Source organism: Rhodovibrio salinarum DSM 9154, from assembly GCF_000515255.1.
GTDB classification, from domain to species: domain Bacteria; phylum Pseudomonadota; class Alphaproteobacteria; order Kiloniellales; family Rhodovibrionaceae; genus Rhodovibrio; species Rhodovibrio salinarum.
In genome coordinates, this window is sequence record NZ_KI911559.1 from 708,278 (window position 1) to 727,901 (window position 19,624).

Annotated in this window: 14 protein-coding genes and 1 pseudogene; 1 reads left to right on the plus strand and 14 read right to left on the minus strand. The window is 68.7% G+C overall.

Annotated elements, in window-relative coordinates; translation table 11 throughout:
* Positions 1–18: 18 nt before the first annotated feature.
* The 7 genes from addA to tsaE form a co-directional block, all read right to left on the minus strand.
* Positions 19–3,543, minus strand: a complete 3,525-nt coding sequence (gene addA / locus RHOSA_RS0103335; protein ID WP_081728420.1) for a double-strand break repair helicase AddA — start codon at positions 3,541–3,543, stop codon at positions 19–21.
* A complete protein-coding gene (gene addB / locus RHOSA_RS0103340) occupies positions 3,544–6,570 on the minus strand; it encodes a double-strand break repair protein AddB (protein WP_027287575.1) in 3,027 nt (1,008 codons plus the stop codon).
* Between the two features lie 38 nt (positions 6,571–6,608).
* On the minus strand, positions 6,609–7,124 hold the full coding sequence (locus tag RHOSA_RS0103345; RefSeq protein ID WP_027287576.1) for a type II toxin-antitoxin system YhaV family toxin: 516 nt from the start codon (positions 7,122–7,124) through the stop codon (positions 6,609–6,611).
* A complete protein-coding gene (locus RHOSA_RS0103350) occupies positions 7,121–7,447 on the minus strand; it encodes a type II toxin-antitoxin system PrlF family antitoxin (protein ID WP_027287577.1) in 327 nt (108 codons plus the stop codon). The genes RHOSA_RS0103345 and RHOSA_RS0103350 overlap by 4 nt, the downstream gene beginning before the upstream one ends.
* Positions 7,448–7,519: 72 nt before the next feature.
* Positions 7,520–8,317: a nucleotidyltransferase family protein gene (locus tag RHOSA_RS20125; RefSeq protein WP_081728421.1), complete on the minus strand. Its 798-nt coding sequence runs from the start codon at positions 8,315–8,317 to the stop codon at positions 7,520–7,522.
* On the minus strand, positions 8,314–9,333 hold the full coding sequence (locus tag RHOSA_RS0103360) for an aminoglycoside phosphotransferase family protein (protein ID WP_037255632.1): 1,020 nt from the start codon (positions 9,331–9,333) through the stop codon (positions 8,314–8,316). The genes RHOSA_RS20125 and RHOSA_RS0103360 overlap by 4 nt, the downstream gene beginning before the upstream one ends.
* Positions 9,334–9,369: 36 nt before the next feature.
* A complete protein-coding gene (tsaE, locus tag RHOSA_RS20130; protein WP_051431750.1) occupies positions 9,370–9,927 on the minus strand; it encodes a tRNA (adenosine(37)-N6)-threonylcarbamoyltransferase complex ATPase subunit type 1 TsaE in 558 nt (185 codons plus the stop codon).
* Positions 9,928–10,102: 175 nt separating this feature from the next.
* Between tsaE and RHOSA_RS0103370 the strand changes: the two genes are divergently transcribed.
* Positions 10,103–11,146 carry an NAD(P)/FAD-dependent oxidoreductase gene (locus RHOSA_RS0103370; protein ID WP_027287579.1) on the plus strand — a complete coding sequence of 348 codons (1,044 nt, stop codon included), beginning with the start codon at positions 10,103–10,105 and terminating at the stop codon, positions 11,144–11,146.
* Positions 11,147–11,152: 6 nt separating this feature from the next.
* On the opposite strand, the gene RHOSA_RS20135 is transcribed toward RHOSA_RS0103370, so the two are convergent.
* The 7 genes and pseudogenes from RHOSA_RS20135 to RHOSA_RS20155 all read right to left on the minus strand — a co-directional run bounded on the left by RHOSA_RS20135 (position 11,153) and on the right by RHOSA_RS20155 (position 19,614).
* The gene (locus RHOSA_RS20135) at positions 11,153–13,525 is read right to left on the minus strand and encodes a sensor histidine kinase (protein WP_051431751.1); all 2,373 of its coding nucleotides are present in this window, start codon (positions 13,523–13,525) and stop codon (positions 11,153–11,155) included.
* A 276-nt stretch (positions 13,526–13,801) separates the two neighbouring features.
* Positions 13,802–15,100 carry an adenosylhomocysteinase gene (ahcY, locus tag RHOSA_RS0103380; protein WP_027287580.1) on the minus strand — a complete coding sequence of 433 codons (1,299 nt, stop codon included), beginning with the start codon at positions 15,098–15,100 and terminating at the stop codon, positions 13,802–13,804.
* A 205-nt stretch (positions 15,101–15,305) separates the two neighbouring features.
* A complete protein-coding gene (gene ptsP, locus RHOSA_RS20140) occupies positions 15,306–17,141 on the minus strand; it encodes a phosphoenolpyruvate--protein phosphotransferase (RefSeq protein WP_081728422.1) in 1,836 nt (611 codons plus the stop codon).
* On the minus strand, positions 17,141–17,422 hold the full coding sequence (locus RHOSA_RS0103390; protein WP_027287581.1) for an HPr family phosphocarrier protein: 282 nt from the start codon (positions 17,420–17,422) through the stop codon (positions 17,141–17,143). The genes ptsP and RHOSA_RS0103390 overlap by 1 nt, the downstream gene beginning before the upstream one ends.
* 101 nt (positions 17,423–17,523) lie before the next feature.
* Positions 17,524–17,916, minus strand: a pseudogene (locus RHOSA_RS20145) (PTS sugar transporter subunit IIA); the annotation flags it as partial.
* Between the two features lie 189 nt (positions 17,917–18,105).
* Positions 18,106–19,116 (minus strand): RNase adapter RapZ, encoded by a 1,011-nt coding sequence (gene rapZ, locus RHOSA_RS20150; RefSeq protein WP_081728424.1) that lies wholly within the window; start codon positions 19,114–19,116, stop codon positions 18,106–18,108.
* A gap of 15 nt (positions 19,117–19,131) precedes the next feature.
* Entirely contained in the window at positions 19,132–19,614 is a 483-nt protein-coding gene (locus RHOSA_RS20155) for an HPr kinase/phosphorylase (RefSeq protein WP_051431752.1), read from the minus strand.
* Positions 19,615–19,624 lie beyond the last annotated feature (10 nt).

Here is a 19,624-nt window from a genome sequence, read left to right on the forward strand (position 1 = left end):
GCTGGTATGGCTATGCGCTCAAGCATCGGTGATCTGCATCAGGTGCGGCCCGTCTGTCCACAGCAGCCAGGTTTCGACTCGTCGTTCCGGCCAAATCCGCTGCACCAGCCGGCGATAGGTAGCCAACTGGTCGCGGTAAACCTGCGGCACCTGCTCGGGTGTTTGCGGCGGTGGGCGGTTGGTCTTGTAGTCAACGATCACGACCGTCTCCTCGGTGATCGCCAGACGGTCGATCTGGCCGCTCGCCGCTTCCGGTCCCAGGCCACGGTCGAGCAGGCCGACCACCGGCACCTCCGGCCGGCTGGCGGGGCCGAACAGCTGCTGGAACTCCGGGGCCTCCACGATTCGCAACGTCTCCTCCAGGATCGCTTCGGCCTGCGCCGCATCCAGCTGGTGGCTGGGGCTATCCAGATAGCGCAGCCCGGCCTCGCGCCGCTCACTGGCGGGCAGGTCGGGCAAGGTCTGCAGCAGGCGGTGCACCAGCCTGCCGCGCTGGTAGGCCGCGCCCGAATCGCCGCCGAGCGGGGAGCGCACCGGCGGTTCCGACTCGGGCGCGCGCGACGGGGCAAGCGGGCGCGGCGGTGCGGGTTCCGGCGCGGGCGGCGCCACCGCCCAATCGGGGAGGGGCCCAGCGTCGGGCGCGGCACCGGCGTCGCCCGTATCCGGCTTGGTCTCGGTCCGCTGCGGGCTTTCCAGGACGTGCGCGGTGCCCTGCCAACCGTCGTGCGGCAGGTCGCGGGTCGCGTCGAACGCCCGTTCTTCGGCGAGCTCGGCCAAGCCTTGCTGGACCAGCTCGTACCAGCAGCCCGGCGGTGCGCTGCGCTTGGTGTTGTAGCCGCAGACGTAGAGCCGGTCCTCCGCCCGGGTCATCGCGACGTAGAGCAGCCGGCGGTACTCCTGGCTTTGCGCGTGCCCGGCCGCCTCGCGCAGGCCGCGGCCGACCGCTTCCAGATCGGCGGTCCGCGGCGGCCAGAGCGCCAGACCCTGGCCCTCGTCCCACAGCAGCTTCGCGCCCTGGGTCGGCACCTGCAGCGTGTCCGGCAAGAACACGACCGGCGCCTGCAAGCCCTTCGCGCCGTGCACCGTCATCACCCGCACGGCGTTGCCGCCGTGCTCGGCGTCGCGCTTGACCTCCTGCTCGCCGGCCTCGAGCCAGTGCAGGAAGCCCTGCAGCGAGGGCACGTGTTCGCGCTCGTAGGCGAGCGCGAGCGCCTGGAACTCGTCGACCGGATCGTTCGCCTCCGGCCCCAGCCGGGCGACCAAGTCGCGCCGGCCGCCTTCAGCGCCCAGCAGCTGGGCGTAGAGCTCGTAGGGCGGGACGTAGTCCGCGCGCGCCAGCCAATCGGCAAGGCGGGTATAGGCGCGCTCGAAATCCGCATTCTCGCCCGTGCGGTCGCGCAGGGCGTCCCACAGGCTGGCCTCGCCGCGATTCCAGGCGAGTTCGAACAGCCGCTCCTCGCTCAGTCCGATCAACGGGCCCTTGAGCACGCAGGCGAGTGTCAGCGAGTCCTCCGGCAGCAGCAGGAAGCGCCCGAGCGCGACCAGGTCCCGGACCGCCAGCTGCTCGGTCAGCACCATGCGGTCGACACCGGCGACAGGCACGTTGCGCAGCTTGAGCTCGCGGACCAGCTCCTCGACGAAGTCGTTGCGTCGGCGCACCAGCACCAGCACGTCGCCCGGGCGCATCTGCCGCCCCTTGGACGGCAGCCAGCCTTCGGGATCGTCCGTCCGGGTCCAGCGTTCGATCCGCGCGGCGATCAGGCGGGCCAGGCGCTGGCGCGGTGGCGCGTCGCCGTGGCGCTCGGTCGGCGGGGCCCAGGGATCGGGCTCCTGCGTGTCCGACGGATCAACCGGCGGCCACAGCTCGACCCGGCCGCTGTGGCCGACGCGCACGGGGTCGTGGTGCAGCGGTGCGTCGCCCTCGAACAGCACGCCATCGTGCGCCGCCGGCGTGCGGAACACTGTGTCGACCGCCTGCAGCACGGCGTCCGTGGAGCGGAAGGAGTGGCCGAGCGCCACGGGACGGAAGGTCCGCCGGGCGGCCTGGGCGCGGCTCTCGAAGTGCTTGCGCATGCGCGCGAAAGCGGCTGGTTCGGCGCGCTGGAAGGAGTAGATCGACTGCTTGCCGTCGCCGACCGCGAAGACGGTGCGCTGCGGCGCGTCCCGCGCTTCCGCCGCGCCTTCGCCGGCGAAGAACTCCTGGGTCAGCGCCTGCACGACGTCCCACTGCTCGGGGTTGGTGTCCTGCGCTTCGTCGATCAGCACGTGGTCCAGACCGCCGTCCAGCTTGTACAGCACCCAGGCCGCGCGGCCCTCCGCATGCAGCAGTTTGCGCGCGGTCAGGATCAGGTCGTCGTAGTCGAGCAGCGCCCGTTGCGCCTTGTGCCGGGCGTAGGCCTGCACGATCGCCGCGCCCAGGCGCAGCAGGCTGGCGGTCGCGGTCGCCGTGGTCGCGGCGTTCAGGCGTTCGCGCACGTCCTGGAGACGCGCGGCCTCGACTTCCATCGCCCCCAACGCGCCCGGAACGGCGGCGGCGTCCTTGTTCAGGAGCTTTTTGCGCAGGTCGCCGGCCGTGGTGAAGAACAGCGCGGTATAGCTGTCCCACAGCCGCACGCGCCCGGGCGTGTCGGTGTCCAGGAAGGCCTTCAGCGTCTGCGCGTTCTTCGCTTCGGTCTTGGTGCCCTGACGCATCGCATCCTCGGCGACCTTGAGGCCGAGGGCATCCAACGCCTCGGGCGCGCAGGCCTCCTGCAGCACGTCGTCCGTCGTCGTTTCGCGCGCCAGGCCAAGGGCGCGGTAGGTCCGCGCGATCAGCGAATCGATCCCGCCGGCGGCATCGATCAGCCGGGTCAGGCGTCCGCGCTCGGCGATCAGGTGCTGGATCAGCTCGGCGAATTCCTGCTCGTTCACCCGGGCGGTGACGTCCGCCAGGGCGCCGGCGAGTTCAGGGTCCTCGCCAGCGCCGGCGCGCGCCAAAACCTCCTCGCGCGATTCGCGCAGCATCTCCTGGGCGCTGCGCTCGTCCAGCACCTGGGCGTGTGGCGCCACGCCCGCTTCCAGCGGGAAGCGCGCCAGCAGGTGCTGGCAGAAGGCGTGGATGGTCTGGACCTTCATGCCGCCGGGGGCGTCCAGCACCTGCGCGAACAACTGCCGCGCCCGGCGCATCGTGGCAGCGTCCGGCGCCTGACCGGTCAGGTTTTCCAGCCAGCCGGCGAGCTCGTCGTCCGCCGCGGTCGCCCAGTCGCTCAAGCGGTCGGACAGGCGGTTCGCCATTTCCGCCGCCGCGGCCTTGGTGAAGGTCAGGCACAGGATCTTCGCCGGCGGCGTGCCCGCCAGCATCAGCGACAGCACGCGATCGGTCAGCACCTTGGTCTTGCCGGTGCCGGCTGAGGCGGCGACCCAGACGCTGGCCTCGGGATCGGCGGCCCGGCGCTGGCTGTCCGCCGCCTCCGCGATCTTGCGCTGGCTGGCGGCCACGGGATCGTGATCCAGCAGGTCGCCCGATCCAGGCGAGGTGGTCTTCGGACGGTCGTCGGGGGCCATCTAGTCCTCCCCGCCGATGCCGGCGGACCATTCCTGCACACGGGCCAGATGGTCGTAATCGGTGTAGCGCGGCGCGAAGCCGGGGCGCGGCCGTGCGTGGTACGGCTGGTCGGGGTCGGCGAACCGGTCGATCAGCGCGGTGAGACCATCCAGCGCCGCCGCCGCCAGCTCGTCCGGATCGGTTCTCTTCAGGGTCAGTTCCTGGCCGGCCTCCCGTCCGCCGGTCAGGCGCCAGTAGGCCAGTTCGCCCGCCCCGGCCGCCGCGACATCCGGGAAGCCGCCATGCGCGGCGATCGCGGCCTCCAACGGCAGTTGCGGGGCGAAGCCGAGCGCGACCTGTTTCTCGCTGGGCGGCGTACCGGTCTTATAGTCGATTACCGCCAGCCTGCCGTCGGGCAGCAGCTCGATCCGGTCGGCCTTGGCGCTCAGCGTCAGGCTGGCCTGCTTGCCCTCGACCGGGATCTCGCCCTTGCGTTCCGCCAGCACGCGCCGGCCATCGGCGCGGCGGGTGCGTTCGCGTTCCGCCAGCCAGTCGGCGATCCGCTCGAAGCGGGGCCACCAGAAAGCGCGCATGCCCGGGCGTACTTTCAATTCGTCGAACTTCTGCACGCCAATCCGGCGTAGGCCAGCCGCCACGTCGTCGGGCAGGCCGTGCGTATCCGCGTCCCGCGCGAACGCCTCCAGCACCGCGTGGATCAGCGTGCCATGCTCCGCCGCGCCAGGGTCCTGGTCCAGCGGCTCCAGCGCCCGCAGCCGCAGGACATAGCGGGCGTAGAGGTCGTAGGGATCGCGCATCCAGGTCTCGACCGCCGTCACCGACAGGCGGGCCGGCCGGGCCGCGCGCGGCGGGGTCGGGGCGGGCGGTATGCAGGGCCGGGGCGGCCCGGGATCGTCCAGCGCCTTCGCCCACTGCACCCAGCGGGGATCGGGGGTCAGCAGGCCCTTGACCCCATAGGCCGCCTGCAATGCTTCCAGCCGCAGTAGCCAGCGCGAGGGCACGGTCGGCGTTCCCTCGATCCGGGTGGCGCGGGTGAGCACGACCTCCGGCGCGGCGAACGCCTGGGTGAAGTCGTGCGCCATAAGCCCGATCCGCCGTTCCACCGGCGGTAGGCCGAAGTCGTCGCGCATCGGCCGGGACATCCAGGGGCCAGGGTCGGTCTCGGCCGGCCAGGTGCCTTCGTTCAAGCCGCCCAGGATGGTCAGGTCGGCGCGCTGCAGGCGCGCTTCCAGCGGCCCCAGGATCGCCAGACGTGGATGCCCGCCGTAGCGCGGCCGCACCACCTGCCCGGCCATCAGTCCGTCCAAAAGGGCCGGATAGCGCCGCCCATCGATCGTGGGTGCGGCGTCGGCGTGGCGGGCCAACTCGGCGGCAAAATCGGCCGCGCTCTCGCCCGCCTCTCCGGCCCACAGGCGTGCGGCCCCCGGTTCCTGGTCGCTGTCCGCCAGCGTCTCGGCGAAGCGCATGTGCGCCTCGACCACCTGGGCGAGGTCGACCGAACTGTCGCGCATCGCCGCCAAGGCGTCGGCCGCCATCTCCTGCAGCCGGTCCAGCCAGGGGGCGAGCCGCCGGTCGACCGGCTGGTCGCCCAGTTGCGCGCGCAGGCCGTCGAAGCCTTCCGCCGGCCGCACGCCGCGCAATACCCGTTCCTCCAGCTCGCGCACCCGCGCCTTGAACGCGCCCGGGTCCTCGCCGCCTGCGGCCAACGGATGCTTGAGCGCGGAGAGCAGCGGTACGGGCGCCAGCTTCTCCCCCAGCATCTGCGCGGTCAGGCGCAGGAAGGTGCCGGGCGCGGTATCGGCCATCGGCACGCCGGCGGAATCGTCGATCGCCAGATCGAAGCGGCGCAGTTCCGCCGCGACGCGCCGGGCGAGCGCGCGGTCGGGGGTGACCAGCGCGGCCGTCTTGCCCGGCACTTCCAACGCCTGGCGCAGCAGCAGCGCGATCGACGTTGCCTCCTCGACCGGGCCTGGCGCCGCGACCAGCCGGACGTCGGCGAGCGCCTGGCGCAGACCTTCCGCCCCACCGTCGAGGGCGAGGTTGCGCCATTCAGGCGTCGTGCTCGCGGGTTTCAGGGCTTCGTTGACCACCGCGTTGCGGCTCAGGGGCGCGGCCTGTGTGGGGCGGTCGACCGGCCAGTCGCGCACTTGATCGCGGTCGATGCCGAAGCTGGCGAGCAGCCGGGCCAGGTTGTGTTGCGGGTGCGTCGGGTCCTCGGTCACCGCCGCCCAGCTCTCGGCGTCTGCGCGCCGGTCCAGGCCGGGCAGTACGACCTCGCCCTTGGGGATGTGGGCGATCGTGCGTAAGAGTTCGGCGGTTGCGGGGATCGAACCGGTGGAACCGGCGGCGATGATTGGCCGGTCGGGCGGGTCGTCGGCCCAGGCCCGTGCCTGCGCCTGCATCAGCCGGCGCCGGCGTTCCGCCGGGCCGATCGCGCCCTCCTGGTCCAGCCAGTCGGGCCACCAGTCGGTGACGATCTTCAGGAAGTCGAGGGTGATCTGCCAGTGTTCGGCGTACTGCTCCGGCGCCAGCTCCTTCAGGCGCGCGAACTCCAGCCCTTCCGTCTCCACCTGGTCGAGCAGCCGGCCGAGTTCCTCGGCCAGGCGCGCGGCCTGATCGACCGTGGGCACGCCGGCGCCGGGCGCCACCTCGCCGAACTTCTGGATCAACTGCGTCAGCACGAACTGCCGGCGCACGCCGGAGATCGTGGGTGGCAGTTGCAGCGGCTTCGACGGGTCGCCCAGCCCGGCCGCGGCGAGCGCGTCCTCCCCACCCATCAGCAGCTCGTCGGCATCCAGATCGCCCAGCGGCAGCATCCGCGGCAGCAGCAGCGCCGCGCCATCGGACAGGCGCAGGAACGCCTCGTGCAGCGTCCGGCAGGCCCGGCGGGTGGGCAGTAGCACGGTGGTCGACGCCAGGGCGAGGGGATCGTCCCCCGCCCGGTCCTTGAGCCCGCGCGCCAGCGCGTCGGCGAACGACACCTCCGGCGGGATCGTGGCGACGGTGGGGGATGGGGCGAGGGCAACCATGCAGGTAGGCTATTCTTTCCAATCAGCAGACACGCGCATTAACGAGTGTCTGGGGCATCCTCGTCGCCGATCTGTCGGAAGCGGACGCTCTCCGACGCAGCTTCGGTCAGCAGTGTGTCCCAATCTTCAGGCGGGTGGCCACGATCCAGCATCTTCGCGAACACCCGGTAGGCATCGTCGCCGCTGTCATAGGCGCGCTTGCTGCCGGTGTCGTTCACCCAGGCGTAGACAATGATCCGGCTCGCCGCATGATAGCGAAAGAACAGGCGGTACTGTTGGAAGAACTTGGTGCAGAACCAGTGCTTACGGTCATCGCCTAGGGTTCGGCCCTGGCGATAGGCTGGATGCCCGGGGTCTGTTGGGATGTCGTGAAACGCCAGCTTGTTGATCGCCGCCAGGCGCTTGGTTGCATTCTTGCCGCGATAGCCCGTCGGGTCCTTGGTCTTCAGGCGGTCGACCTGGGCGATCAGCGCATCCAGTTGGTCCAGGAACAGCGGATGGGCGTAAAGCCGCCAACCGTTGACGACGAGCGGTCTGTCGGCCCCCTCGCTCATTCCTCCTCAGCCGGCAGCGGCTGGTCCAGATCGACTTCGATGTTCCCGACCAAACCGTTGACCCGTTCGGCGAGGTCCGTATCGATCTGTTGCAGACGCTCCGGGTGATTCTGCATGTCGCGCGCCAGGAATGTTAGGAACGTTTCGAGGACCGGGTCGGCGGCTTCTGCGTCGGCTCGGCGCAACTCGACGCTCCCGTCCGGGCGGATCGTGTAGGCGATCTGGTCGCGCTTCGACAGCTTCAAGGCGCGCCGTACCGCCTCTGGAACGGTGGTCTGATAGCGGTCCGTCAGCGTGGAGGTGACTGAATCCTTGGTGCCCATGGCTGCCGTCCTCAGCGATTGAACCGCTTATGGTAATGCGTTTGCATTACCTAGGCAAGCGCATGATGGGCGCTAAGACACCCGCTCCTCGGGCCGGTTGGTGCGGAAGCCGAGGTCGTACAGCACCTCCTCGGCGGTCTCGATGTCGTGGGGCGTGCCGATGTGGAACCACAGGCCATCGTGGCGCAGGCCGAACAGGCGTTCGCTGCCCTCGGCCTGGTCGAACAGTAGGTTAAGCGAGAAGCTCCCCTCCGGAGCGTAGTCGAACAGACGGCGGTGCAGGATCTGCACCCCGGCGAAGCAGAAGGGGGCGACCTCGAACTCCTGTCGGCGGCGCACCCGACCCTGGATGTCCATCTGGAAGTCGCCCGGCCCGGCGTAGCCGATCGCTTCCGCCGTTGCGCTCAGCAGCACGAGCGCGTCCATCTTCTCCGGGGCCCAGTGCTGAGCCAGTCTTATCAGCGCCGGCACGCAGCCGTCGAGCCAGAAGATATCGCCGTTGAGCACGTAAAAGTGCTCCTCGCCCAGCTTGTCGAGCGCGTTCAGCACGCCCGCCCCGGTGTCGAGCGGCGTGTCCGCCTCGCGGCTGATCTCGATCGCTGGCGGTCCGGACCGCGCGGCGAGATGGGATTCGAGCTTGTCCGCCAGATGGTGGCTGTTGACCACGACCCGCTCGACGCCCGCGTCCGCCAGACGGTCGAGGGTGCGATCGATCATCGGCCGCCCCATCACCTCCACCATCGGCTTGGGCGTTTCGTCGGTGATCGGGCGCATGCGCTTGCCATAGCCCGCAGCCAGGACCATCGCTGTTTTCGGCGCTGCGGTCGCGTCGACGGTGGACTGGGGCGCGGCGGAGGTCGGCTCACTCATTCGGCTGTCTCCGGGGGGATCACCCGTTGGGTCCGGGGCAGATTGACGTTGAACCAGGCATATACAGGCTCAAGCGCCGGCGCGCTCAGCGCCCGGTTCAAGAGGCGCCAAAGCCGTGGGATGTGCGCAAGATAGCCGCTCTTGCCGTCGCGCCGCGCGAGCCGGGTGAAGATGCCGATCACCTTGGCGTGGCGTTGCGCGGCGATCACGGTATAGGCGATGCGCGCATCCTGCGCATCCAGCTCCGGGAAGGCGGCGAGGTAGCGCTGCAGCATGCTCTCCTCGATCTCCGGCGGTACGTCGCGCCGGGCGTCCTGCAGCAGGGAGGCAAGGTCATACAGCGGGCTGCCGATCACCGCATCCTGGAAATCCAGCAAGCCGCAGGCGGCCGTGCCTTCGCGGCCGTCCAGGAGCATCAGATTCTCAGGGAAGAAATCGCGCAGCACCAGGGTGTTCGGATGAGCGTGCACGCGTGCCAACGCTTCTTGCCAGGCGTTGCGGTAGGCTTCGCGTTGGCTCGCGTCCGGTGTCAGGCCGATGGCCGGCATGTACCAGTCGAGCAGCAGGTTGGCTTCCCGGTCGATCAACAGGGCGTCGTCGTAGAGGGGCAGGTGCGCCTCCAGATGCGGCCCGGCCTCGCGCCAGGCGCGCTGCAGATCAATCAGCGTGTCGGTGGCCAAGCGATACAGCGGCTCCTGCTGCGTCGTTCCCTCAAGCTGCTTGCTAAACGTCTGGTCGCCGAAATCCTCCAGCAGCAGCAGACCGGCGTCCAGATCGCTTGCCAGGACCCGGGGCGCGGACAGTCCAAGCGACTGCAGCAACTGGGCCACATCGCGGAAGGCGGTGACGTTCTCCTGCGGGGGCGGTGCGTCCATCAGCACGGCCTGCGTGCCGTTCACCGCGTGCAGCCGTTCGTAGCGCCGGAACGACGCGTCGCCGGCGAGCATCGTCCGCTCGGCCGCGCCCCAACCGGCGTGGTCAAGAAAGGCGGCGATCGCCTTCTCGCGCGCGCTCATCGTCTGGTCCCCTGCTTACCGCGTTCGAAGGTCGGGTCAGCCGGTCCGGCCGTCCCGCGTCTGACCCTGGGCCTCGTCGCTGTCGGCCAGTGTGTCGATCCGCTCCTGCCAACCCGCGCCGCCCTGCAACACCGCAACCCGGCCGGTGCCGGCCTGATCATAGACCAGGGTGGCGTCCAGGCGCGTGCTGGGCAGCCGCGCGCCCAGCCGGTCCGGCCACTCGACCAGCACCAGTCCTTCGGCCAGGGCCTCTTCCCATCCCAGTTCGTCGACCTCGTCCGGGTCGCCCAACCGGTAGAGGTCGAAGTGCCAGACGGTGAGCGGCGCGCCATCGGCGCTTTGGCGGTCGTAGGTCTGCACCAGCGTGAAGGTCGGGCTCGGCACCTCTTCGTCCGAAGCGTCGGTGCCCTGGTGGTCGCGGAGCGCACCGATCAGTGCACGGGCGAGCGCGGTCTTGCCCGCGCCCAGATCGCCGGTCAACGCGATCAGGTCGCCAGGATGTACGATCCCGGCCAGCCGCCGGCCCAACGCCTGGGTGTCGGCCGGCTGTGGCAGGGGGATCGAAAGCGCTTCGGCACCGGATGATTCGGCCATCACGCGCCCGGTTGTACCGCCCCGTCGCCAGCCCGGCAACCTGCGTACCTCGCGTGTCTGAACCCTGTGTGGCTATGTCGGCGGTGCGCCTTGCCAAGCCGGAACCGCCTCGCCATCTTGCGCAGCCGGACGCGGGGCGGTGGCGCCTCAACAAACGCCTTGGACGCGAGAGACGATGAGCGACAGCCGGATCGAGACGGACGTGGTGATCGTGGGCGCGGGGCCGGTCGGCCTGTTCGCGGTGTTCGAGCTTGGCATGCTTGGCCTGCGCGCCCAGCTGGTGGATTCGCTCGCCGGCCTGGGTGGGCAGTGCCAGGCGCTTTATCCCGAGAAACCGATCTACGACATCCCCGGTTATCCCAAGATTCTGGCCGGCGAATTGATCGAACGGCTGGCCGAGCAGGCGGCGCCCTTCCAGCCCGGCTATCACTTGGAGCAACGCGTCGAAACGGTGCAGCCGACCGAGGCGGGCCGCTGGCGCGTAGTCTCCAGTGCGGGCACGGAGATCGATTGCGGCGCGGTGATCGTCGCCGCAGGGGTTGGCGCGTTCGGTCCGAACCGGCCGCCCTTGGACGGTTTGTACGACTATGAGGGCCAGGGCCCTGGAGCCGGGGTGCATTACCTTGTCAGCCGGCGGGAGGATTTCCGCGACAAACGGCTGGTGATCGCCGGCGGCGGCGACAGCGCGCTGGACTGGACGCTGTCGTTGTCGGACCTCGCGGCGAAGATCTATGTCGTCCACCGCCGGGACAAGTTCCGCGCCGCGCCGGAAAGCGTGCGCGAGATGCGGCGGCTGGCCGACGATCCGGCGAGCCCGGTGGAACTCGTCGTGCCTTACCAGCTGCACGGGCTGAGCGGCGAGGCTGGCCGTCTGTCCGGTGTCGACGTCGCCACGCTGGAGGGTGAGGTCCGCCGGCTGGAAGCGGACGCGCTGCTGCCTTTCTTCGGCCTGTCGATGAATTTGGGTCCGATCGCCGAATGGGGCTTGGACTTGGAGCGCGGCAGCCTGAAGGTGGACCCTGCGGCCTGCGAGACCTCAACGCCCGGCATCTACGCGATCGGCGATATTGCGAGCTATCCCGGCAAGCTGAAGCTGATCCTGAGCGGCTTTTCCGAAGCGGCGCTGGCCGCGCATGCGATCTACGCCCGTCTCAACCCGGATACGCCGCTGCACTGGGAGCATTCCACCACCAAGGGCGTGCCTGGCTTCGGTGCGTAGGCAGCTCTACTTCGTTGACGAGCCCGGGGGCGGAGCGGATTCGGAGGTGGAGTCGTCGGTGATCTGAGCCACCCCCGCCACCGGGAGGTGGCAGGTAACGCGGGTGCCCCTATCTGGGGCGCTGGTCAGTTCCACCCAACCGCCGTGCAGTTCGATCAGGCTCTTCACCAGCGACAGGCCGAGCCCGGCACCGGTCTTGCGCGGTTGGCCGCGAACGAACTTGTGGAAGACGTTCGCCTGATCCTCCTGCGGAATGCCGACACCGGTATCGATCACCGATAGATCCAGTGTTTCGCCGTCCCGCGCGGCGCGCAGCGTGACCTTGCCCTTGTCGGGGGTGAAGTTGAAGGCGTTGGAGACCAGGTTGAACAGCGCCTGCTTGAGGCGGCGTGGATCGCCTGTAATCGTGCCGATTCCCTCCGGACAGTCGATTGCCAGCTCGATGCCACGGCTGTGTGCGCGCTCGCGGGCGATCGCCTGCAGGTCGGCGAGCAGCTGGCGCGGGTCGATCTCCTGGGTTTCGAGTTCCAGGTAGCCCGCCTCGATCGAGGCGAGGTCCAGGATGTCGTTGATGAGGCCGATCAGGCGCTGGGAAGACTGGACGATCGCCCCGGCGTAGTCGTGCTGTCGGTCGTTCAATTCGCCGAAGTACTGGTTCTCCAATATCTCCGCGAAACCGACGATGGCGTTGAGCGGCGTGCGCAGTTCGTAGGAAATGTTGGCGATGAACTCGGACTTCAGCCGGTCGGCGGTCTCCAGCGCTTCCGCCTGCTCGCGCAGTGCGCGCTGGACGCGGATCGAATCGCTGATGTCGAGATAGGTGAACAGGCTCTGTCCGTCGGGCAGCGGCACCTGCGCCCAGTCGATCACCGCGCCGTCCGGGCGTTCGATCCGGCCGGTCTGGCTGTCCGGCTCGGTGGCCCGGCCGACCAATTTTTCCAGGACCTGCGGCCAGTCTTCATCGGCGATGTTGAACTGTGGCCGGGCGGCCTCGGCGACGGCGCGCACGTGCGGACGTTCGCCCAGCTGCTCCATCGGCATGTGCCACAACTGGACAAACGCCTTGTTGTACAGAGCCAGTCGGCCGTCCGATCCGAACACGGCGACCGCCTCGTACAGGTTCTCGATCGTCTCGCGCTGGACGTCGATCAGGGTGTTGAAGCCGCGTTCGAGCGCCAGGCGGTCGGTGACGTCCTCCAGCATGGTCAGCACGCCGCCGAACGGGTGCGGGGAGATTGTGTACTTCAGCGTGGTGCCGTCGGGACGATGCAGCAGCTCTTCTTCCGTCTGCACCACCGAGCGCATCGCCTCCACCTGCTCGCGCTTGAAAGCGGGGAAGTTCGGCTGCTCCGGGAGCTGGCGCTTTTCGCGCAAGGCTTCCAGCAAGTCGTTCAGGTGGGGCTCGCCATCCAGGAAGGCGTCGTCCAGGCCCCACAGTTCGGCATAGGCGCCATTGTAGAACTTGATTCGCAGGTCAGAGCCGTAGATCGCGATCGCGGTCGATAGGGTCTCCAACACTTCGGCCTGGGCGGAGACCGTGCGCGACAGCTCGTCCTGCAGCTCTTCCGTCTCGGTGCGGTCGATCGCCAGCCCAACCAGGCCGTTGGCCGTGCCGTCCGTGCCGCTCAGCGGCACTTCGATCAGCTCCATCAGCCGACGCTTGCCGGCGACCACGACATGGTGGTGCTCGCTTTCCATTCGCCCGCTGCTACGCGCGCGTTCCGCGAGCGCCCGGCCGATCTCGGACAGGGAATCGCCCAGCAGCTCGGCGTTCTCCGCGACCGCCTGGCTGCGCGGACGCTCGACCGCGCGGGCGTAGGGATCGTTGCAGTCGACCAGCCGGAGGTCATTGCCGCGTCGCCAGATCGGGATCGGCACGGCATTCAGGATCTGGACAAGCAGGTCCCGGGTGGCCGCGGCGTCGCTGGCACGGTGCGCGCTGTCGGTGACGTCGGAAAACCAGATCGCCGGTCCGGGGGTATGTGCCCGGCCTTCGGCGCGCAGCGTGCGGCTTCCGTCGGCAGTCGTGAGGGTCAGGACAAACGGTGTGCTGTCGGCGCGTAGGGCCTTGGCGGCCATGTGCAGCCGTTCGCCATCAGAGGCGCTCAAGGCCCCGAGCACGGTATCGAGGCCGGCACCGGCCGTCTTGATATCAAGCAGGTTCGCCATGCTGGCGGAAAGGCCTGCGCGTGGTCCGTCGAAGGCGTAGAAGCCGTTTGGGGCATTCGCCACCAGCGCACTGAGCGCGTTGCGGTCCGCCTCGATGCGCGCGCGACGCTGTTCCTCGGCCTGCCAGCGCAGTCGGTAGCCGATTGCCACCAGCGCGACCGCAATCACGGTCAGTAAGCCCAGCGTGATGGCAACCCAAATTCCGGTCATCGCGAACGTCGAACGACCGGTTGACTGATACTGGTCAAAGCGTACCTGCGGTTGTTTATCTGTGGCGCTCGGACTTGGCCGTTCCGGGCGCGTCCCCCAGTTTCCGTCAAAACGAGGCCCCCGCGTTTCCCGTGGCGAGTGTGACGCCGGCCAGGGATAGGTACAAGGGGGGCTGGATAGCGAAAAAGGCCCCACGACTGGCGAGTTCTGACGATGAGGCGGCTAGGGCCGGCTGGACCGTGATCATCCAACCGGCCCCGACGTGGGTGTCGACGTCTAGTAGCGGTAGTGGTCGGGCTTGAAGGGACCGGTCTTGGGCACGCCGAGGTACTCGGCCTGCTGCTCGGTCATCTGCTCCAGCTTGACGCCGATCTTGGACAGGTGCAGCGAGGCGACCTTCTCGTCCAGGTGCTTGGGCAGCACGTAGACGTCGTGCTTGTAGTCCTTGGCGTTGTGCCAAAGCTCCATCTGCGCCATCACCTGGTTGGTGAAGCTCGCCGACATCACGAAACTCGGGTGGCCGGTGGCGTTACCCAGGTTCACCAGGCGGCCCTCCGACAGCACGATCAGCCGCTTGCCGTCCGGGAACTCGACCTCGTCGACCTGCGGCTTGATGTTGTCCCACTTGAAGTTCTTCAGCCCGTCGATCTGGATCTCGTTGTCGAAGTGGCCGATGTTGCAGACGATCGCCCGGTCCTTCATCGCCCGCATGTGGTCGACCGTGATCACGTCGACGTTGCCCGTCGCGGTGACGAAGATGTCGGCCAGCGGCGCCGCCTCCTCCATCGTCGTCACCTCGTAGCCTTCCATCGCCGCCTGCAGCGCGCAGATCGGGTCAACCTCGGTCACCATCACCCGGCAGCCGGCATTGCGCAGGCTCTGCGCCGAGCCCTTGCCGACGTCGCCGAAGCCGGCCACCAGCGCCCGCTTGCCGGCCATCATCACGTCGGTGCCCCGGCGGATGCCGTCGACCAGGCTCTCACGGCAGCCGTAGATGTTGTCGAACTTACTCTTGGTCACGCTGTCGTTGACGTTGATCGCCGGGCACAGCAGCTCGCCCTTGCGCGCCATCTGGTACAGGCGTGCCACGCCCGTCGTGGTCTCCTCCGACAGCCCCTTGACCTGCTCCTTCAGCAGCTCCGGGAACTTCTCGTGCATCATCGCGGTCAGGTCGCCGCCGTCGTCCAGGATCATGTTCGGACGCCAGCCGTCCGGACCCACGATCGTCTGCTCGATCGCCCACCAGAAGCTGTCCTCGTCCATCCCCTTCCAGGCGAACACCGGCACCCCGGCCGCGGCCACCGCCGCCGCCGCCTGGTCCTGGGTCGAGAAGATGTTGCACGACGACCAGCGCACTTCCGCGCCCAACGCCGTCAGCGTCTCGATCAACACCGCCGTCTGCACCGTCATGTGCAGGCAGCCCGCAATCCGCGCCCCCTGCAGCGGCTTCGACGCCCCGTACTCCTCGCGCAGCGCCATCAAACCCGGCATCTCCGTCTGCGCGATCTCGATCTCCTTGCGACCCCACTCCGCAAGCTTGATGTCCGCTACCTTGTAGTCCTGCTGGTCGGCCATGATCGGGGCGACTCCTTCCCGTTCGATTGAGTATCGGCTGCCGTGTTGGACGGCGCCGCCGGTCCGGCGCGGTATCGCGCGGCCGTTCGGGACGGGGGCGCGATACCGCGGCACGCGGGGCGGCATTTGCGAGGCTGAAATAGCAGGCTGCCGCGATGCCGGCAAGCTGCCGTACGGTGTGCGGTTATCCGGGCGGGACAGGCGGTTATCCGGCGAAGTCGTCCAACAGGGCGGCGATCCGACCGGTGTCGTGCTGATCCATGATCGCCATGGCGCGGTGGCTGGCCGCGCGCATCTCGAGTTGTCGCACGCGCTGCTTCACCCGCGGCAGCGATGCGGAGGACATCGACAGGTCGCGCACCCCCAGCCCCAGGAACAGTGGGGTGTAGCGTGGATCGCCTGCCATCTCCCCGCACACCGAGACTGGAATGCCGGCGCGCAGTGCCGCTTCCACGGCGAACTGGATCAATCGCAATACGGCCGGATGCAGCGGGTTGTAGAGGTGTGCGACCCGTTCCTCGCCGCGATCGATGGCGAGTGTGTACATCGTCAGGTCGTTGGTGCCGATGGCAAAGAAGTCGGACACGCCAGCCAGCGCGTCCGCCGACAGCGCCGCGCCCGGTACCTCGATCATCGCGCCCAAGGGGGGCAGGGGATCCGGCACTTGTTCGCCGCGGCGGACCAACTCACGGGCGACCTCGTGCAAGGCCTTGCGGGCCTCGCGCATCTCGTTGGTGCTGGATACCATCGGCAGCAGGATTCGCACCGGCCCATGTCGGGCCGCGCGGAGCATCGCGGCCAACTGCGTATCCAGTAGGTCGCGCTGCTTCAAGCTGAGCCGGATCGCGCGCAGCCCGAGCGCCGGGTTTACGGACTCGCCCAGTTGGTTGCCCAGCGACCAGGCCAGCTTTTCCCCGCCCACGTCGAGCGTGCGCACGGTCACGGGGTGGCCCTTCATGGTCTCCAGGATCTGGCGGATCGCCTGGTATTGTTCCTCCTCGCCGGGCAGATCCTCCCGGTTCATATAGAGGAATTCGGTGCGCAGGAGACCGACGCCCTCCGCGCCTGCGGCGATCGCCTGGTCGCTCTCGCGCGGCAACTCGATGTTCGCTTGCAGGGTGATCCGATGCTGGTCGCGGGTCACCGCCGGGAGATCGCGCAGCGTCGCCAGTTGCCGCGCCTCGCGCTTCATCTCCGCCAGCCGCGCGCGATAGCGCGTCAGGCGGGCTTCCGTCGGGTTGACGATCACCCGCCCGCGCGAGCCGTCGACGATCACCTGCTCGCCCGGCAGCACCTGGCCCAGCAGGTCGGGCACGCCCAGCACGGCCGGCAGTCCGAGCGAGCGTGCCATGATCGCGGTGTGGCCCTCGGCGCCGCCCAGCACGGTGGCGAAGCCGCCGACCCGTTGCGGGTCCATCAACGCGGTGTCGGCCGGGGTGATCTCCTCGGCGATCACGATCGAGTTGGTTTCCAGGGTGTCGAAGGTTGTGAACGGCGCGTCCATCAGGTTGCGGACGATCCGCGCGCCGACCTCGCGAAACTCCGCCGCGCGCGCCTTCAGATAAGGATCGTCCATTTCCGCGAAGTTCTGGGCGATCCGCTCGATCTCGCCGGTGACCGCGCACTCGGCGTTGATGCACCGCTCGCGGATGCGCCGTTCGACGCCCGTGATCAGCGACTGCGAGCGCAGCATCTGCAGATGCGCGTCCAGCAGGTAGCCGAGTTCTTCGGCGGCGGAGCCGTGCAGGCTCTCCGCTTTCGCGCGCACCTTGCCGAGTTGCTTGCGCGCCTTGCGCACGGCCGCGTCGAAACGCCCGACTTCGGCATCGATCTGATTTTCGGTGATGCAGTATTCGACGACTTTGAGGTCGCCGGTGTCGCGGACGTGCGACGGACCGATCGCCACGCCGGGCGATACGGCAAGGCCGGTGAACACCCGTTCGTCCCGCCCCTGGGGTCCCCGGTCCTGAGCCCCAGCCGTTGGCGCGCCGTTCGGGGCGGCGTCGTCGGGCGTTTGTCCATGGCGGGAACGTTCGGACATCAGTCCTCGTCGAACTTACGGTCGATCAACTGCGCCAGCGCATTCAGCGCGCTCTCCGCGTCCGCGCCGGTGGCGTGCAGATCGATCTCGGTCCCCGGGCCAGCGGCCAGCATCATCAGGCCCATGATCGAGGTGCCGAGCACCTCGGTGTCGTCTTTCACCACCCGAACCTCGGCCGCGTATGCTTCAGCGGTCTTGACGAACTTGGCGGCGGCCCGGGCGTGCAGCCCACGCTGGTTGCGGATGGTGACACGCCGCGCCTGGCTCGCGGCATCGGTCATTTTTTGGTCGCGCCGGCGGTATTGTTGGGGCTGCCGCTCTCCTTGGGGGCCTTGGTCCCTTGAGCCCCCGTCGGGCCGGCGCGGGTCGGCTCGACACCGCCATGCAGCAACTGCGAGGCGACGTTGATGTACTTGCGTCCGGCTTCCTGCGCGTTGGCAACGACGACGTTCAGCGGCTCGCTCTTGCGCAGGGTGGCGAGCTTGATCAGCATCGGCAGATTGACCCCGGCGATCACCTCGACCTTGCCCTGACTGAGCACCGAGATCGCCAGGTTGGATGGGGTGCCGCCGAACATATCGGTCAGGATGACCACCCCGTCGCCGTCGTCGACCGCGCCGACGTGGCTTAGGATATCCTGGCGGCGGCGTTCCATGTCATCGTCCGGGCCAATGCAGACCGCCTGAATCTGCTGCTGTGGGCCCACGACATGCTCGAGGGCGGAGATGAACTCCGAGGCGAGCCGTCCGTGGGTTACCAGGACCATCCCGATCATGCGTCCTCCTGCACGCGCCAAATCGCGCCCGTCATGGTCGCTCCCCGGCGCGAGCGCGGGGGCGCCAGTGCGCCGTAACCGCGATCTGTCGCGTGAATCGGGCGGGTGTGCAAGCGTCGCGTTGTCCGCAGGGCAGCAGAATTCGCTGGGCCTAGAGGGATCAACCGGTTGGCGGGTATCTAGACCGGGTCAGCCGATCTTGCCAGCGGCGGGACTATTCGGGTCTTCCGAGTCCCCACCGACGCCGAGTTCGCGGTGGTTGAGGGTGACGCTGCGGCCGACGCTTTTGAGCTTGCCCGCCAGCTTCTCCGCCAGGGCCACCGAGCGATGCCGGCCGCCGGTGCAGCCGATGGCGATCGTCAGGTAGCTCTTGCCCTCGCGTTCGTAGCGCGGCAGCAGCCGTTTCAGCAGGCGCACCAGCCCGCCGAAGAAGGGCGCGAAGTCCGGGTCGGCGGCGACGTAGTCCGCCACCGCCTGGTCGCGGCCGGTAAGAGGCTTCAACTGCGGGTCATAGTGTGGGTTGCGCAGGAACCGCACGTCGAACACCAGGTCCGCTTCGCGCGGCAGGCCGTTCTTGTAGGAGAAGGAGGTGACGAACACCGCCATGCCCTGAGCTTCTTCCAGACCCAGTTGGGCGGAGATCACCCGCCGCAGGTCCTGGGTCGATAGGGTGGAGGTGTCGATCGTTATGTCCGCGCGCTTGCGCAGCGGGGCCACCAGGCGGCGTTCCGCGGCGATGCCATCGGTCAGCGGACGACCCTGGGCCAGTGGATGACGGCGCCGGGTCTCGGTGAAGCGCCGGCGCAGCACCTCTTCTTCGCAGTCGACGAACAGCAGCGTCACCGCCAGCGTCGGATCGCTTTCAAGCCGCTGCAGGGCGTCCATGAACGGCTGTACGGCAAAGTTCCGGGTGCGGATGTCGACTCCGATCGCCACCGGCGCATCCAGCCCGCCTTCGTGGACGATGGTGGCAACCAGATGCAGCGGCAGGTTGTCGATCGCCTCGTAGCCGACGTCTTCCAGCGCCTTCAGCGTGGTCGATCGGCCGGCGCCGGACATGCCGGTGACCAGGACAACGCGCTGGCGCCCGCCGTCACCCGTCCGGTGGACGTTGGCCGATCTGGTGTCCGCGTTCGGATCTTGCGATCCGGTGACCTCCGGTGGGGCCGCTTCTGCTGTGGGGGTGCCCTCATGGGTCATTTGGCTGGCGCGTCCCTATCCGTTGCGTCCGGGCGCCGTACCGTCTGGCGCCTCCGGATGCCAATCGGGCGGGAGTATAGTCGCGCCCCTGGACCCGAGGGCAAGTTGCAGCTTTGCGACAGCCGATGGGCTGCGGGCATCGAGTTCCATCCGCGTCAGTGTGCAGCCCAGCAGTATCTCGCGCGGTGGCTCCGGAAGACGTTGGGGGCGGTCGGTCAGATCGACGAGCAGAACGACCGGCGTCGGAGGCGCTGGCGGCAGGCGTACCAGCCCCAGTCCGCGCACCTCCATCGCCCCAAGGATGGCCTCGGGGGCGGACGCCATCACCGCGGCGCCGTCTCCGCGCAAGCGTACTTGGTCGTCCGCAAGCAGGCCGGCGCCGGCCTCCACGATCAGGCGCAGCAGCAGGTCCGACTTGCCCGCACCGGACGGTCCGCGCAACAGCACGGCCTGGTGGTCCAGGACGGCGCAACTGGCATGAACAAAGGTCTCTTCCATAGCCGGCAGA